The 14,320-nt window shown below is 66.0% G+C and carries 9 protein-coding genes and 1 tRNA gene; 7 read left to right on the top strand and 3 right to left on the bottom strand.

Annotation, left to right across the window (positions count from 1 at the left end; all coding sequences use genetic code 11):
* Window positions 1-578 precede the first annotated feature (578 nt).
* From ACFU4Z_RS00565 to ACFU4Z_RS00555, 3 genes are all read left to right on the top strand, one after another.
* Window positions 579-4,052, top strand: a complete 3,474-nt coding sequence (locus ACFU4Z_RS00565) for an indolepyruvate ferredoxin oxidoreductase family protein (protein ID WP_379058279.1) — start codon at window positions 579-581, stop codon at window positions 4,050-4,052.
* A 251-nt stretch (window positions 4,053-4,303) separates the two neighbouring features.
* Window positions 4,304-5,431 carry an acyl-CoA dehydrogenase family protein gene (locus tag ACFU4Z_RS00560; RefSeq protein WP_379058276.1) on the top strand — a complete coding sequence of 376 codons (1,128 nt, stop codon included), beginning with the start codon at window positions 4,304-4,306 and terminating at the stop codon, window positions 5,429-5,431.
* A 308-nt stretch (window positions 5,432-5,739) separates the two neighbouring features.
* Window positions 5,740-6,531, top strand: coding sequence for an SAM-dependent methyltransferase (locus ACFU4Z_RS00555; RefSeq protein ID WP_379058274.1), 792 nt, complete (start codon window positions 5,740-5,742; stop codon window positions 6,529-6,531).
* A gap of 33 nt (window positions 6,532-6,564) precedes the next feature.
* On the opposite strand, the gene ACFU4Z_RS00550 is transcribed toward ACFU4Z_RS00555, so the two are convergent.
* Complete coding sequence (locus ACFU4Z_RS00550; protein WP_379058271.1) at window positions 6,565-7,605, bottom strand: hypothetical protein; 1,041 nt, start codon at window positions 7,603-7,605, stop codon at window positions 6,565-6,567.
* Between the two features lie 229 nt (window positions 7,606-7,834).
* On the opposite strand from ACFU4Z_RS00550, the gene ACFU4Z_RS00545 reads away from it, so the two are divergent.
* On the top strand, window positions 7,835-8,857 hold the full coding sequence (locus ACFU4Z_RS00545) for an alpha/beta hydrolase (protein WP_379058269.1): 1,023 nt from the start codon (window positions 7,835-7,837) through the stop codon (window positions 8,855-8,857).
* Between the two features lie 120 nt (window positions 8,858-8,977).
* Here the strand turns inward: ACFU4Z_RS00545 and ACFU4Z_RS00540 are convergent.
* Window positions 8,978-9,051: transfer RNA gene (locus ACFU4Z_RS00540), tRNA-Met, on the bottom strand.
* A 63-nt stretch (window positions 9,052-9,114) separates the two neighbouring features.
* Window positions 9,115-10,644: an aldehyde dehydrogenase family protein gene (locus ACFU4Z_RS00535; protein ID WP_379058267.1), complete on the bottom strand. Its 1,530-nt coding sequence runs from the start codon at window positions 10,642-10,644 to the stop codon at window positions 9,115-9,117.
* A 109-nt stretch (window positions 10,645-10,753) separates the two neighbouring features.
* On the opposite strand from ACFU4Z_RS00535, the gene ACFU4Z_RS00530 reads away from it, so the two are divergent.
* From ACFU4Z_RS00530 to ACFU4Z_RS00520, 3 genes are all read left to right on the top strand, one after another.
* Window positions 10,754-11,206 (top strand): Lrp/AsnC family transcriptional regulator, encoded by a 453-nt coding sequence (locus ACFU4Z_RS00530; RefSeq protein WP_040732134.1) that lies wholly within the window; start codon window positions 10,754-10,756, stop codon window positions 11,204-11,206.
* A 65-nt stretch (window positions 11,207-11,271) separates the two neighbouring features.
* Complete coding sequence (gene lat / locus ACFU4Z_RS00525; protein WP_379058265.1) at window positions 11,272-12,621, top strand: L-lysine 6-transaminase; 1,350 nt, start codon at window positions 11,272-11,274, stop codon at window positions 12,619-12,621.
* A 535-nt stretch (window positions 12,622-13,156) separates the two neighbouring features.
* Entirely contained in the window at window positions 13,157-14,317 is a 1,161-nt protein-coding gene (locus tag ACFU4Z_RS00520; protein ID WP_379058263.1) for a hypothetical protein, read from the top strand.
* The last annotated feature ends 3 nt before the right edge of the window (window positions 14,318-14,320 follow it).

Here is a 14,320-nt window from a genome sequence, read left to right as displayed (position 1 = left end):
CTCCTTCGGCTCGTAGGCTGCCGGTGTCCGCCGTAGCGACACCATCCGATGCGAAAGTTATCGTCGACTCGACGAAAACGACCACACCGTCTTGCTGAAACTGTCAGTTTCACAACCTAACCCATGTGAGCTTGGTCAAGATCACATGGATGCCGAATAGTTGCCTAGTTCGCCGCCCAGCAGGTCGGGTGGGGTGCGGTCGCCCATGGCTGCGGTGGCCGAGTTCCGCTCCAAGCCGGGATGGTCGGTCGAAGGGTTCGCCTATCGCCTGCGACATCATCGGTGCGGTGGCGCTGAGATAGCCGGGTGTCGGCTGCGGCCCGAGATCGGCCGCCGTGGCCGGCGGCGGGCCCGCGCGCGGCTGCGAGGAAAATCCGCGGCCCGTGCGTAGCGTGGTCGCGGTCACACATACCTCACATCCTGCATAGGCCGTGCCCACTGTGCGTTCCTTTGATTGAGCACTCTGCTCAACTTTTTCCACCACTATTGTGCGTTCAGGTCTTCGAAGACAGGATGACGGCACCAAGTGCTCAACGAAGCGAAGCGTCCGATCGGCGCTGAGCGGATGGGTGGACTGCATGACCGAGCTCGCTGACCGCGAACTGATCTCAGCCCCGTACGACCTCGCCGACCGCTACCGGGTCGGCGCCGCAACCGTTGTCCTCACCGGCGTCCAGGCGATTGCCAGACAGCTGGTCGAACAGCATGTGCGTGATCTGCGCGCCGGGCAGCGGGTCGGCACGTTCGTCTCTGGGTATCAGGGCAGCCCGCTCGGCGGCGTCGACAAGATGTTGAACGGAATGCCGAACGTTCTTGCCGAGCACGACATTTCCTTTGTGCCGGGATTGAACGAGGAACTCGCCGCCACCTCCGTGTGGGGAAGTCAGGCCGACCTGCCCGCGGGCGCCGCGACGCATGACGGCGTAGTCGGGGTCTGGTACGGCAAGGGGCCCGGGCTCGACCGAGCCACGGATGCGTTACGGCACGCCAACATGTACGGGGTGAATCCGCGGGGCGGCGTGCTGCTGCTGGTCGGCGACGACCCCGCCTCCAAGTCGTCGACGGTGCCCGCGGTCAGCGAGCGCTCGCTGGCGGCGCTGAACATCCCGGTGCTGTTTCCGCGCAATGCGCGCGAGATCGTCACCATGGGTCTGCACGGTGTCGCACTGTCCCGCGCTTCGGGATGCCTTGTGGCGCTGAAGATCGTGGCGGATGTGGCCGACGGTGCCTGGACGGTCGACGGCTCGGTGGGCGACATCGCCATCACCGTGCCGGAAATCGACTGGGAGGGTGAGCCGTTCAGCTATCTGCAGCGGCCGATGGCGGCGCCGATGGACAGCGTGATCGCCGAGGCGGATCTGTACGGCCCGCGCTGGGAAATCGTCAAGGCCTACAGCGCACTCAACGAGCTGGACGTCATCGAGGTGAACCCGGCCCGCGCCACCCTCGGCATCGCCGCGACGGGAACCACCTTCGACGCGGTGCGTCAGGCCCTCGTCGACCTCGGCGTCGACGATGCGGCGCTGCAGCATGCCGGAGTCCGGCTGCTGCGCATCGGCATGCCGTATCCGATCGCGCCCGAACGGGTCCGGCAGTTCGCCGACGGTCTTTCGCGCGTCGTGGTCGTCGAGGACAAGACCGCCTTCATCGAAACCCAGATCCGGGAGATCCTGTACGGCACACCGAACGCGCCGCAGATCATCGGCAAGCGCGATGCCGACAACCGGCCGCTGTTCAGCCAGGACGGAGAACTCACCACCGGCCGCATCGTCGCGCCACTGCGCCGCGCGCTGCAGGGGCAACTGGAGATGAAACGGCCACTGCCGCAACCACTGTCGCTGTCGGTGCTGCCCGCCAAGCGGGCCGCCTACTTCTGTAGCGGCTGCCCGCACAACCGATCAACCGCGGTGCCGGATGGCTCGCTGGCCGGCGGCGGCATCGGCTGCCACACCATGGTGACCATGTCGGGGCGCGACGACAGCAAGGTCACCGGGCTGACGCAGATGGGCGGCGAAGGCGCGCAATGGATCGGCCAGGCGCCGTTCACCGACGTGCCGCACCTGTTCCAGAACATCGGTGACGGCACGTATTTCCACTCTGGGCAGCTCGCCGTGCAAGCCTGCATCGCCGCGGGTGTCAACATCACCTACAAGCTGCTGTACAACGACGTCGTCGCGATGACCGGTGCCCAGGACGCGGAGGGTGCGCTCGCGGTGCCGAGGTTGACCCACAAGCTCCGTACCGAGGGCGTGCGGCAGATCATCATCTGCGCCGACGAGCCGAAGAAGTACCGCAAGCGCGATCTCGCCGCGGGCACTCTGCTGTGGCACCGCGATCGGCTCGACGAAGCACAGCGCACGCTGCGGGAAGTCCCCGGCGTCACGGTCCTCATCTACGACCAGCACTGTGCCGCCGACGCGCGCCGCCGGCGCAAGCGCGGCACCCTGCCGGTTCGCCGCACCCGGGTGGTCATCAACGAGGCGGTCTGCGAGGGCTGTGGCGACTGCGGCGTCAAGAGCAACTGCCTGTCGGTCCAGCCGGTCGACACCGAATTCGGCCGCAAGACCAAAGTTGATCAGACCTCCTGCAACACCGATTACAGCTGCATGGACGGCGACTGCCCTTCGTTCGTCACCGTGGAGCTCCCGGAGCCGACGAAAGCGAAGAAGCGCGGCGCGATCACTCGCGCCGAGCCGCCGGTGCTGCCCGACCTCCGGGACACGACGCCGACGACGACCCAGAATGTCTTCCTGGCCGGGATCGGCGGCACCGGCATCGTCACGGTGAACCAGGTGCTCGCGACCGCCGCGCTGCGCGCAGGCTACGAGGTGGCGAGCCTGGACCAGATCGGCCTGAGCCAGAAGGCCGGACCTGTCGTGTCACACCTGCGGTTCGCCTCCGGCGAGCTGGAGCCCGCGAACCGGCTGACCCCCGGTTCCGCGGACTGCATCGTGGCTTTCGACCTGCTCGCCGCCACGGACAACAAAAACCTGGCCTACGGCTCGAAGGCAGCCACCCTGTCGGTCGCTTCGACGAGCAAGACCCCCACGGGCGACATGGTCTACGACAAGTCCGTCGCCTACCCCGACGAGAGCACGCTGCTGTCGCGCCTCGAGCAGGTGTCGCGCTCGGTGCGTTCGTTCGACGCGCTCGCCGCCGCGGAGGCGCTGTTCGGCAACACCGCCGCCGCGAACTTCCTGATGGTCGGCGCCGCCTATCAGATCGGCGGCCTTCGCCTGCCCGCCACGGCGATCGAGGAGGCCATCGAGATCAACGGCGTCTCCGTAGCCGCCAACATCGCGGCATTCCGCTGGGGACGGGTTGCGGTGGCACGCCCGGATGCTTTCACCGACGCCACCACGCGCAGGCAGCGCAAGCGTGCCGAGATCGACGTCCCCGCAAACCTTTTCGATGAAGTGACCGCGACAGGAGAGACCAGGCGTCTGCTCGAGCTGCGCGCCGTCGAGCTGCTCGGTTTCCAAGGTGTCCGGGTCGCCCGTGCCTATGTTCGGACGGTGCAAGACATCTGGGATGCGCAGCATCGTGTCACCGACCGCACCGAATTCAGCGAGCAGGTCGCCCGCGGCCTCTACAAATTCACCGCCTACAAGGATGAATACGAGGTCGCCCGCCGCCTCACCGACCCGGCGTTCCTGGATGATGTGGCCGACCAGCTCCCCGAAGGCGCCAACCTCACCTACCGCCTGCACCCGCCGGTGCTGCGCGCCATGGGCCGCAAGAAGAAGATCGGCCTCGGTCCACGCAGTCACCTCGCGCTGCGGGTTCTCGCCAAGGGAAAGCGGCTGCGCGGCACCAAGTTCGATCCTTTCGGCTATGCCCACGTTCGCCGGGTGGAGCGCGCCCTGCTCGCACACTACACCGAGATGGTGACGGCGCTCGCCGCCGACCTCGGCCCGGCCGGCTACGACCGGGCCGTCGAAGCGGCCGCCCTCACCGACATCGTCCGCGGCTATGAAGACATCAAACTCGCCAACGTCGAGCTGTATCGAAATGGCTTGCGCGAACTCGGCATCGAGCCGCCGCGGGTGTAGTCGGCAACGAACTGCTGCCTCGGACCGTTGACGGCCGGTCCGAGGCAAGCGGGGTAACGGCCAAGGCCCGGCGGTGTGCGGCCGTCTCGCCTGGGCCGTCACGGTCGCGGAGCTCCGCAGGGGCCTGCCGCTCGGCCGGGTGGACAGGCGGCGGGTTTCGCACTTTTCCGCTCTCCGGTGTACTCGCGCTGCGTACCCTGATCGACACATCGCCTCGCGATCGCGGAACCGCCACTACCGGAGAGTATTTCGTGACCACTGCGCAATTCCCAGGCCCGCTGCGCGATGTCGAGCGCAAGATCCTCGACCGGGTCGCCGAGCTGGCCATCGATTTCGATGCCGCCGCTGCGGATTACGACGAGCGCGCCGTGATCGCGGTCGAGCATCTGGCCGCACTCCACGAGGCCGACGTCGATCGGGCGGTGTTGCCCGAGCAGGTGGGTGGTCTCGGCCTGAGCTACCTGGCATTCGGGCAGCTGGTGCGCACACTCGCCAAGGCCGATCCCTCGACGGCGACGATCTGGGTGATGCATGCCGGAGCGGGTGTCGCGCTCGCCGAGTTCACCCGGGATTCATTGGGCTCGTTCTTCGCCGACGAATTCCTCGCCGGCAAGCGGTTCGCGAACGCGTTGTCGGAGCCGGCCAGTGGAAACCGTTTCCTCAATCCGCAACAGGAGGCCCTTCCCGTCGACGGCGGCTGGTCGATCACCGGCGCCAAGCGCTTCGTCTCGGCCAGCGAGATCGCCGATTATCTACTGGTCAATGCGCGTGTCGAGGATGTGCCGACCTTTTTCGGCGTGATCCCCGACGCCACGGTGTCGGTGATCCCGATCTGGGACACATTGGGCCTGCGCGCGACCCGCAGCCAACTGCTCTCCTTCGACAACACCGTGCTGCGCGCCGAATATCGTGGTCGCGCACCGGGTCCCGGCGATTTCGCCGTCATCCCGGCGGGACTTCCCGCGATCTCCCTCGGCATCGCCGACGCCGCGTTGGACGCGTTGATCGCGCACGCGCGGTCGCGAGTGATCATGGGCAAGCCACTGTCGCACCAGCAGTGGGTGCAGTTCGAAGTGGCCGACGTCGAGATCCGGCTCACCGCCGCTCACGCGCTCTACGACCGCGCGCTCTGGGAGGCCGACAATGGCATCCCCGCCTTCTTCCCGAACTTGGCTCGCGCCAAATATCTCGCCAACAAGATCGCGGTGGATGTCGCGCAACTGGGCGTCCGCATCGGTGGCGCCTCCGGTTACCTCAAACAGTCTCCGATCCAACGCCATCTGCGCGATGCCGAAGCAGGCCAGCTGATGGCCTACTCGACCGAGGTCCTCGCGGGTGTGGTGGGCAAACAGATTCTCGGAGTAGCCGAAAACGAGTGAGCCGCCGCGCCGCGCAGGCCTCATCGATCTCCACAGGGGCCGGAGGAAGGCCTGCCCGATTTCGAGGGGGTTGGGATCGCGACCCACAAGAACCGTTCATCATGCCTGACTGCAGGACGCTGAGGCGGCCCCTTATTCTGTGTGAAAGTTGCTCGAATGTTCACCACTGCTTGCTGTTTCGGGATGGTTCCCGGTATTCGGTGGATCTGGCGCACCTCGTGATGTGGTGGAGGTAGTGTCGGCTCACCGAGCATTCCGGGTCCGCGGCGGCGCTGTGTAGCGCTCATCGGGATGTCGAGGGAGGTGCTGTGCCGAAGGCTGACCGAGTGCCGTCGGGTACCGACCCGACCAAGCCGAATTCGGCTCGGGTGTACAACTACCTGCTGGGCGGCAAGGACAACTACGAGGTGGACGAGTTGGTCGCCCATCGCATGCTCGCCGTCGCGCCGGACACCAGGACGCTGGCCTGGTTCTGTCGTCAGTTTCTGCTGCACTCCGTTCGGTTGGCTGCCGAGGCCGGTGTCCGGCAATTCATCGATATCGGTGCGGGAATCCCGATTTCACCCAATGTGCACGAGGTAGCCCAGCAGATCGATGCCTCGGCGCGAGTGGTCTCGATCGACTACGACCCGGTTGTGTACGCGCACGGCAACGCGCTGCTGGCCGGTGTGCCCGGCGTTTTCTCGATGCTGGGCGACATTCGCCGTCCGAACGACATCATCGAGCGGTCGCGCACCGAGGCCTTGATCGATTTCGACAAGCCGGTCGCGATTCTCATCGTCGGCGTGCTCCACTTCGTGATGGATGACGAACATCCGGCCGAGATCGTCGGGGTGCTGCGCGACGTGCTGGCGCCGGGAAGTTACCTGGCTTTCACGCATGCATCGGACAACACGCACGCGGACTTCATCGAGCGGTCGTCGAGTGACACGGTCGGTAGCTCATCTCAGGTCCGCTATCGCTCGCCGGCCACCGTGGCGGCCTTCCTCGATGGTTTCGATGCGGTCGGACCAGGTCTGGCGCCGGTCCAGGAGTGGCTCGGCGACGACCTGCCGAGCACCCGGGTGGTGATCTTGGGTGGCGTCGGTCGAAAGCAGTGAGACTTTCAGCGCGAAGGCGCCGCGACCGCCCCACTATTGTGTTGCGGCCAGAATATCGGAGCGCGCCACCAGCGCGTCGGCTATCGGGCGTGGACGGCGGCCGAGGCCGCATGCGGTGGCGACGCCGTCGACCGGACGGCCCAATGCCTTCTCGATCATCCGCAATGTTTCGATTTGTTGTGCGAGGGAGGGGCTTTCGTGCACGAACCCGGCGAAGAATCTGGTGCCCGCGCCAAGGGACAAGCCCGCGAGTGGCGCATAGAATGCGGGTTTCGTAGACGGCGGTATTTCGCCCGCCGCGAGTGGGCCGTGAATGTACTCCAGACGGCGACCCGAAGGCCAGTGTCGGACAACGGAATTGGCCAGATCCACGAATGGCCGGGCATCACGCATCGTGGCACGAGCCTTGTTGCGCATGCTGCCGAGGCACATGTGCACTCCGAATCGAGTTCCCGCCGGGGCGTTGGCGGCTAGTGCCGCGATGCCCTTTCCCAATCCCAACGCCGCGTTGATCGGCTGTTGGAGCGGCTGTGCCTTTGCCATGAGCACCATTTCGGCGGTGGCCTCCAACTGCACGACGACGTCGTCTCCGGCTATTTCGCGGACGGCCGCGATATCCCGCGAGGTGGCGTCGCTGAATGCTTGCCGGTGCGACCGGACACCGGCGGCGCCCATCGCTATGAACGTCAGCGTGAAATCGGTGGGCATCCCGATCTGAAGTGCGAGCTCGGGCAGACCGCGGTCGGCCCGCAGACGCTGGAATGTCGGCAGTGCCTCCGTCGCCTCTTCCAGATACCCGAGGCGCATCATGTCGCCGGTCAGTTCAGCATCGCGAGCAGGACGATGGATCGTTCGGTCTCGACTCGAGCGCCAGGTTCCGATCTTCTTCACTTCCAGCGCACCCTGTGCCACGAGCTCCTCGACGATAGGCTGGACGTACCACTCGTAACGACGGGTCTCACCGGTCGGCAGTGTCAGCCGTCGAGCACTCGCGCGGTCCAGCATCGCCCGCATCGCGGCGTCTGTGCTCTCGGCCGGAAAACTGCCAACGAAATGCACGGTCCGCACGCTCATGTCGTGCATCGTAGAGCGCACTCTGACGGATTGTCTGCCAACCGGATTCGAATCGCGCGCGGAGGATTCCGCTTGCGGTGACAACGATGTTCGGTGCGGCGCCAGAACTTCCGTGATGTCGCGGCTACTCTTGCGTGTCGACTGGAGCGCGCTATAGCGTGCCTGACTGATAGCCGAGCAAGGATGTCGGTCGTCGGTCCTTGCGCATCGTCACAAGGGAGCGCGTCGCGTGCGAATCTCCGTCCGGGCCATAGCCACAGCAGCGGTGTCGACACTGTTGTGTCTCACGCCCGGTGTTGCTCGTGCCGATCAACCCGCACCGTCGAACCACTGTCGGGAAATCTCGTTTCCGGTCGCGCAGGGCACGTTGGCCGCGACGCTGTGCTTGCCGTCGGACGGGCCCACGGACACCGTGATGGTGTTGATGGCGGGGTCCAACTACAACCACACGTATTGGGACTTTCCCTACGCGCCGGAGACTTACAGTTTCCGGCGGGCAATGAACTCGGCGGGTTACGCGACACTGGTTGCCGATCGGCTCGGAAACGGAGCGAGCAGTAGGCCCCCGAGCGGATCACTGACCGCGTCCGCCACCGCGGAAGCCCTGCACGGCTTGGTCCAGGGCCTACGGCGCGGACTGTCGGGCGCGCAACCCTTCGGCAAGGTCGTCATCGGCGGTCATTCGCTGAGCTCCGGTACCTCGGTCATGGAGGCCACGGCGTATCACGATGTCGACGGTGTACTGCTCACCGGCTACTCGCACGCGCTGAACATTCCCGAAGTACTCGGCGTGATCAGCACCTACCATCAGGCTGCGGCAGATCCCGAATTCACTGGCCGTGGACACGATTCGGGCTATCTGGTCACCCGACCGGGCGCCCGCGAAGGCGATTTCTTCGGGCCCGGCAATGTCGATCCCGAGGTACTCGCCGTCGATGAAAGGACCAAGGAAGCCTTCTCGCTCACGGAGTATCCCGACGGCCTGACCTCTACTCTGCCCGGCATGTCCAGCTTCATCACCGCCCCGGTCCTGCTGGTCAACGGCAGCATGGACCGTTTGTCGTGCGGTCCTGGTTACTCGGTGTGCGTCGATACCGCGACGCTGTTGGCCGCGGAAGCGCCGTACTTCGGTCCCGCGGCGCGGTTGCGGGCCTTTGTGCTGCCGGGCAGTGGCCATTCGGTCAATCTCGCACGGAACACCGCCGACTACCACGCGGCCGTGGTCGGCTGGATGAAGTCCATCGTCGGGTGAGCGCATCCGCCGCCCGCGTGATGCTCGACGAAGTCGCCCCGTGGCGTTCGGTGGCCTGGGAAGTCCCTGACGCGGGTAAGAGAACAGCCCCGGAACACGTGTTCCGGGGCTGTTTCGTAGTAGCGGGGACAGGATTTGAACCTGCGACCTCTGGGTTATGAGCCCAGCGAGCTACCGAGCTGCTCCACCCCGCGTTGGGTAGCCATAAGACTACGCATGGGGTGGCTGTCCGACCTAATCGCGAGGTCAGAGCCCTGTCAGCCGAACTGGATGCCCTGCGCGAGGGGGAGTTGGTCGGAGTAGTTGATGGTGTTGGTTGCTCGGCGCATATAGGCCTTCCAGGAGTCCGAACCGGATTCGCGGCCGCCGCCGGTCTGCTTCTCACCGCCGAAAGCGCCGCCGATCTCGGCCCCTGAGGTGCCGATATTGACGTTGGCGATGCCGCAGTCGGAGCCGTCGGCGGCGAGGAAGCGCTCGGCCTCGCGTTGGTCGGCGGTGAAAACGGCGGATGAAAGTCCTTGCGGCACTGCGTTGTGCAGGGTGATCGCGGCGTCGAAGTCGTGATAGGTCAGCACGTAGAGGATCGGGGCGAAGGTCTCCTCGCGCACGACCGCGGTCTGTGCGGGCATCCGCACGATCGCCGGACGCACGTAGAACGCGTCGTCGCCAAAGCCCTCCACCCGTTCCCCGCCGCACACCAGCTCGCCGCCGTCGGCGAGCGCCCGATCCAGTGCGGCACGCATCCCCTGGTAGGCCCGCCCGTCGATCAGCGGGCCGACCAGCACCCCGTCCTCGAGCGGATTGCCTACGCGCAGTTGCCGATACGCACCCGCCACGCGTTCGAGCAGTGGGCCGACGACATCGGCGTGCGCGATCAGCCGTCGCAGCGTCGTGCAGCGTTGACCCGCCGTGCCCGCCGCGGCGAACACGATGCCGCGCGCCGCCAGTTCCAGATCCGCCGACGGCGTGACGATCGCGCCGTTGTTGCCGCCGAGCTCCAGCAGACACCGCCCGAAGCGCGCGGCCACCCGCGGTGCGACGATGCGCCCCATCCGGACCGAACCGGTGGCGCTCACCAGCGCGACGCGCTCGTCGTCGACCAGCCGTGCACCGACCTCGGCGCCACCTTGAATGAGTTGGTGCACTTCGGGATCCATGCCGACATCGGCCGCGGCGCGGCGCAGCAGGGTATGACAGGCCAGCGCCGTCAACGGCGTCGTCTCCGACGGCTTCCACACCACCGTGTCGCCGCAGACCAAGGCGACGGCGGTATTCCACGCCCACACCGCGACCGGGAAGTTGAACGCGGAGATCACCCCGACCACACCCAGCGGATGCCAGGTCTCCATCAGCCGATGCCCCGGCCGTTCCGAGGGCATGGTCTTGCCGTACAGCTGCCGCGAAAGTCCGATCGCGAACTCGCAGATGTCGATCATTTCCTGGACTTCGCCGAGCGCCTCCGGGCCGATCTTCCCAGCCTCCAGCGTGACCAACTCGCCGAGTTGGGACTTGTGCACAGTGAGCAGCTCGGCCAGCCGCCGTACCACCGCGGCCCGCACGGGTGCGGGGACGGTGCGCCACCCGCGGAATGCCAGGGCGGCTCGGTCGATCGCGGCGTCGACGTCGTCGAGGGAGTCGGCGGCCAGCGTCAGGAGCTGACCGCCGGTAATCGGTGTGCGGGCAGGCAATGCGCCCGCCGCGGGCGGCTCGGCGCCGAGCTCGCGCAAGAGCGCCGCCGCACGGGCTGCCAGGTCCATGGTGAGGTGATCGTCGAGCGTGTGTGTCATCGATTGCTCCGCTGTCGCTTTGGGCATTCGCACAATCCTGTGCTGTTACGGGAAGTGAACGAGTAGAGGTTTCCGCCACGAGTCGCGCTTGCTGAGTTAGCCTTCGCTGATGGCGGATACACCGGCAAGACCCGCACTCGATGACATCGATCGCCTGCTGATCCGGGAACTGATGGCCGACGGTCGGGCCACGTTATCGAACCTGGCGGAGAAGGCGAGCCTATCGGTCTCCGCCGTGCAATCGCGGGTGCGCAGGTTAGAGGCGCGTGGGGTGATCCGGGGCTACACGGCCCATGTCGACCCCGAGGCGCTCGGTCAACTGTTGTCGGCATTCGTCGCCATCACTCCTCTCGACCCCTCGCAACCGGATGACGCGCCTGCCGTTCTGCAACACATCCCCGGTATCGAGGCGTGCCATTCGGTGGCCGGTGACGAGAGCTATGTGTTACTGGTGCGAGTGGCCTCGCCACGGCACCTCGAGCAGCTGCTCCAGGAGATCAGGGCGACCGCCAACGTCAGGACCCGAAGCACCATCATCTTGCAGACATTCTATGACAGATAACAATTGGCCGTAATTAGTACGAAGAGATGTAGAGATTCCGTAAATATTTCCGTACCCTGACCGGTGTGACCCTCGAACTGGACCGCACCCGCACGGACGGTGACATAGCACCGGTCACCCCCGCAACCCGGGTACACGAGATCTTGTCGGCGCACATCCTGGCCGACGGATTCGACTTGGTGCTGGATCTCCGTAATTCGCGTGGCTGCCGGATCGTCGACGAACGAGACGGCAGCTCCTACCTCGACATGTTCGGCTTCTTCGCCTCGAACGCGCTAGGGATGAACCATCCCGCACTGGCCGAGGACGAAGTCTTCCGCGCCGAACTCGCCGCAGCCGCCCTCAACAAACCGAGCAACTCCGACATCTACACGGTCGAAATGGCGCGGTTCGTGGAGACATTCGCGCGGGTGCTCGGCGATCCACGGCTACCGCACCTGTTCTTCATCGACGGCGGCGGACTCGCCGTGGAGAATGCGCTGAAGGCGGCCTTCGACTGGAAGAGCAGGCACAACGAATCCCACGGCCGCGCACCGGAACTCGGCACCAAGGTGCTGCACCTGACCGGAGCGTTCCACGGCCGCACCGGCTACACCATGTCGCTGACCAACACCGATCCGGTGAAGGTCGCGCGCTTCCCGAAGTTCGACTGGCCGCGCATCGATGCGCCGTATCTGTGCGACGACCTCGACATCGATGCCGCCGAGGCGACCACATTGGCCCAGGCGCGGCGGGCCTTCGCCGAAAACCCGCACGACATAGCGTGTTTCATCGCCGAGCCGATCCAGGGCGAGGGCGGTGACCGGCACCTGCGGCCGCAGTTCCTGCAGGCCATGCAGCGGCTGTGTCACGAGAACGACGCGCTGTTCGTGCTCGACGAGGTACAGACCGGGGTCGGCATGACCGGAACCACCTGGGCCTACCAGCAACTCGGGCTCGAGCCGGATGTGGTCGCGTTCGGTAAGAAGACTCAGGTGTGCGGCGTGATGGCGGGCGGCCGCATCGACGAGGTGCCCGACAATGTGTTCGTCGTCAGCTCCCGGCTCAATTCCACCTGGGGCGGCAACCTCACCGACATGGTGCGCACCAGGCGGATTCTCGAGGTGCTCGAGCAGGACCGATTGATCGAGGGATCTCGAGAGCTCGGCGCGCATCTGCTGCGGCGACTGGAAGGGCTCGCCGAGGCGCACCCGAGCATCACCGAACCCCGTGGGCGCGGCCTGATGTGCGCGGTCACGGTCGCTTCGGCGCAGCTGCGCGACCAAGTGCTGACCAGGCTGTGGGCGCAGGAGCATGTGCTGATACTCGGCACCGGCGAACGGGGCATCCGCTTCCGGCCGCCGCTCACTGTCAGCGATGCCGAATTGGATGTGGCCGTCGACGCCCTGGATCGGGTTCTCGCCGGCCTCGGGTAGTTCGCCATTGATGTCCGGATCGCAGGACCGGCGTCGACCGGCCATCACGCGGAATGCGTTCGGCGTGACGGTCGAGGCTCTGGCTCGGGGTTCGACCAGCCTCGGTTAGTCCAGTCGCCGATGTCCGGATCCACCGAACCTTCCGGTGGATCCGGCGCGGATCGCTGCGGAATCCGCGCCGCCACCGACCTCGGCTACCCGCCCTGCCCAGTGCGGTGGCTACGGATCGGGGCTCTGACCGGCCTCGGAGGAGTTCTGTCGCGAATGTCTGGATGACCGAAGCCGCATCGGTGGATTCGGCGCGGATTACCGCGGAATCCGCGCCCCACCACTTAGGCTTCGCACCCATGTCATCTCGTCTTCACCACCCCTTGGCACGGTGCGACGCGTGAACCGGCAGCGCATGTTCCGCAGCTGCGCACCATCCGCTCGGCCGGACCGACATCCGGCCACGGCCCCCTTTCAATTCATCGCATCCCTAGCCGTAGCGGCGGCCGTGGCGGGGTGCGCCTCCAGCGACGCGGGTTCGACGGGCGTGTCGCAAACACCGAGCACGATTGCCGCGCCGAGCACGATTGCCGCGCCGAGCACGGTTGCCGCGCCGACCACGAGTGCGGAGCCGACCACGAGTGCGGAGCCTCCGTACCCGCAGAACCTGCTACCGGGTATGCCGCCGCCGCTGTCACCGACCGATGTGTACGCCGCGAACCGCGAGCTCAGCCCCGAGGTGGCCGACCATCGGTCGCTGGTGTACGTGCCCAATAGTCAATCCAACACTGTCTCGGTGATCGACCAGGCCAGCTTTCGAGTGATCGACACCTTCCGGTCGGGCGGCACGGAACCACAGCATGTGGTGCCCTCCTACGACATGCAGACGCTGTATGTCACCAATGATCTGCCGATCGGCGGCGGCAGCCTGCTGTCCATCGATCCGAGGACCGGCCTGCCCGGCTCGGTGTTTCCGGTGCGCGACCCCTACAACATGTATTACACGCCGGACGGTCAGTTCGCGCTCGTCGTCGCGGAGGCGGACAAGTCGCTGGATTTCTACGATCCGCACAGCTGGCAGAAGCTGTACTCGATGGCGGTGCCCGCGTGCGCAGGCATCGATCACATGGACTTCACCGCCGATGGCCGGTTCGCACTGGCCAGTTGCGAATTCGCCGGGCGCATGCTGGTTTTCGATGTTGCGGCGCGCACCCAGGTCAAGACGATCGATCTGCCCGGCGGGCGGTCCGGCATGCCGCAGGACGTCAAGCTCTCGCCGGACGGACGCACCTTCTTCATCGCCGATATGGCCGCCAACGGTGTCTACACCGTCGACGCCCTCCGCTTCGAGAACACCGGCTTCATCCCCACCGGCAAGGGCGCGCACGGCCTCTACATCACCCGCGACTCCCAGCAGATGCTCATCACCAACCGCCACGAGGGCAGCATCTCGGTATGGGATTTCGCGGCGAACAAGCTGGTCAACACGTGGCACATCCCAGGAGGCGGCAGCCCCGACATGGGCAATATCTCCGCTGACGGCCGCGTCTTCTGGGTCTCGGGCCGCCACCACGGCGAGGTCTACGCCGTAGATATCGTCCATTGGAACCTGTTGGCCCGCATACCGGTTGGCCGAGGAGCACACGGGTTGACCGTCTGGCCACAACCCGGCCGCTACTCCACCGGACATACCGGCGTCATGCGATAGCTC

The sequence above is a fragment of the Nocardia sp. NPDC057440 genome (genome assembly GCF_042802915.1).
GTDB lineage: Bacteria > Actinomycetota > Actinomycetes > Mycobacteriales > Mycobacteriaceae > Nocardia.
This window is presented reverse-complemented; position numbering and strand designations above follow the sequence as displayed.

What these genes read in the sequence shown, in the direction of transcription:
- ACFU4Z_RS00565 (WP_379058279.1), top strand. Translation starts at nt 579, where the DNA reads ATGACCGAGCTCGCTGACCGCGAACTGATCTCAGCCCCGTACGACCTC.
- ACFU4Z_RS00550 (WP_379058271.1), bottom strand. Translation starts at nt 7,605, where the DNA reads ATGAGCGTGCGGACCGTGCATTTCGTTGGCAGTTTTCCGGCCGAGAGC.
- ACFU4Z_RS00535 (WP_379058267.1), bottom strand. Translation starts at nt 10,644, where the DNA reads ATGACACACACGCTCGACGATCACCTCACCATGGACCTGGCAGCCCGT.
- ACFU4Z_RS00530 (WP_040732134.1), top strand. Translation starts at nt 10,754, where the DNA reads ATGGCGGATACACCGGCAAGACCCGCACTCGATGACATCGATCGCCTG.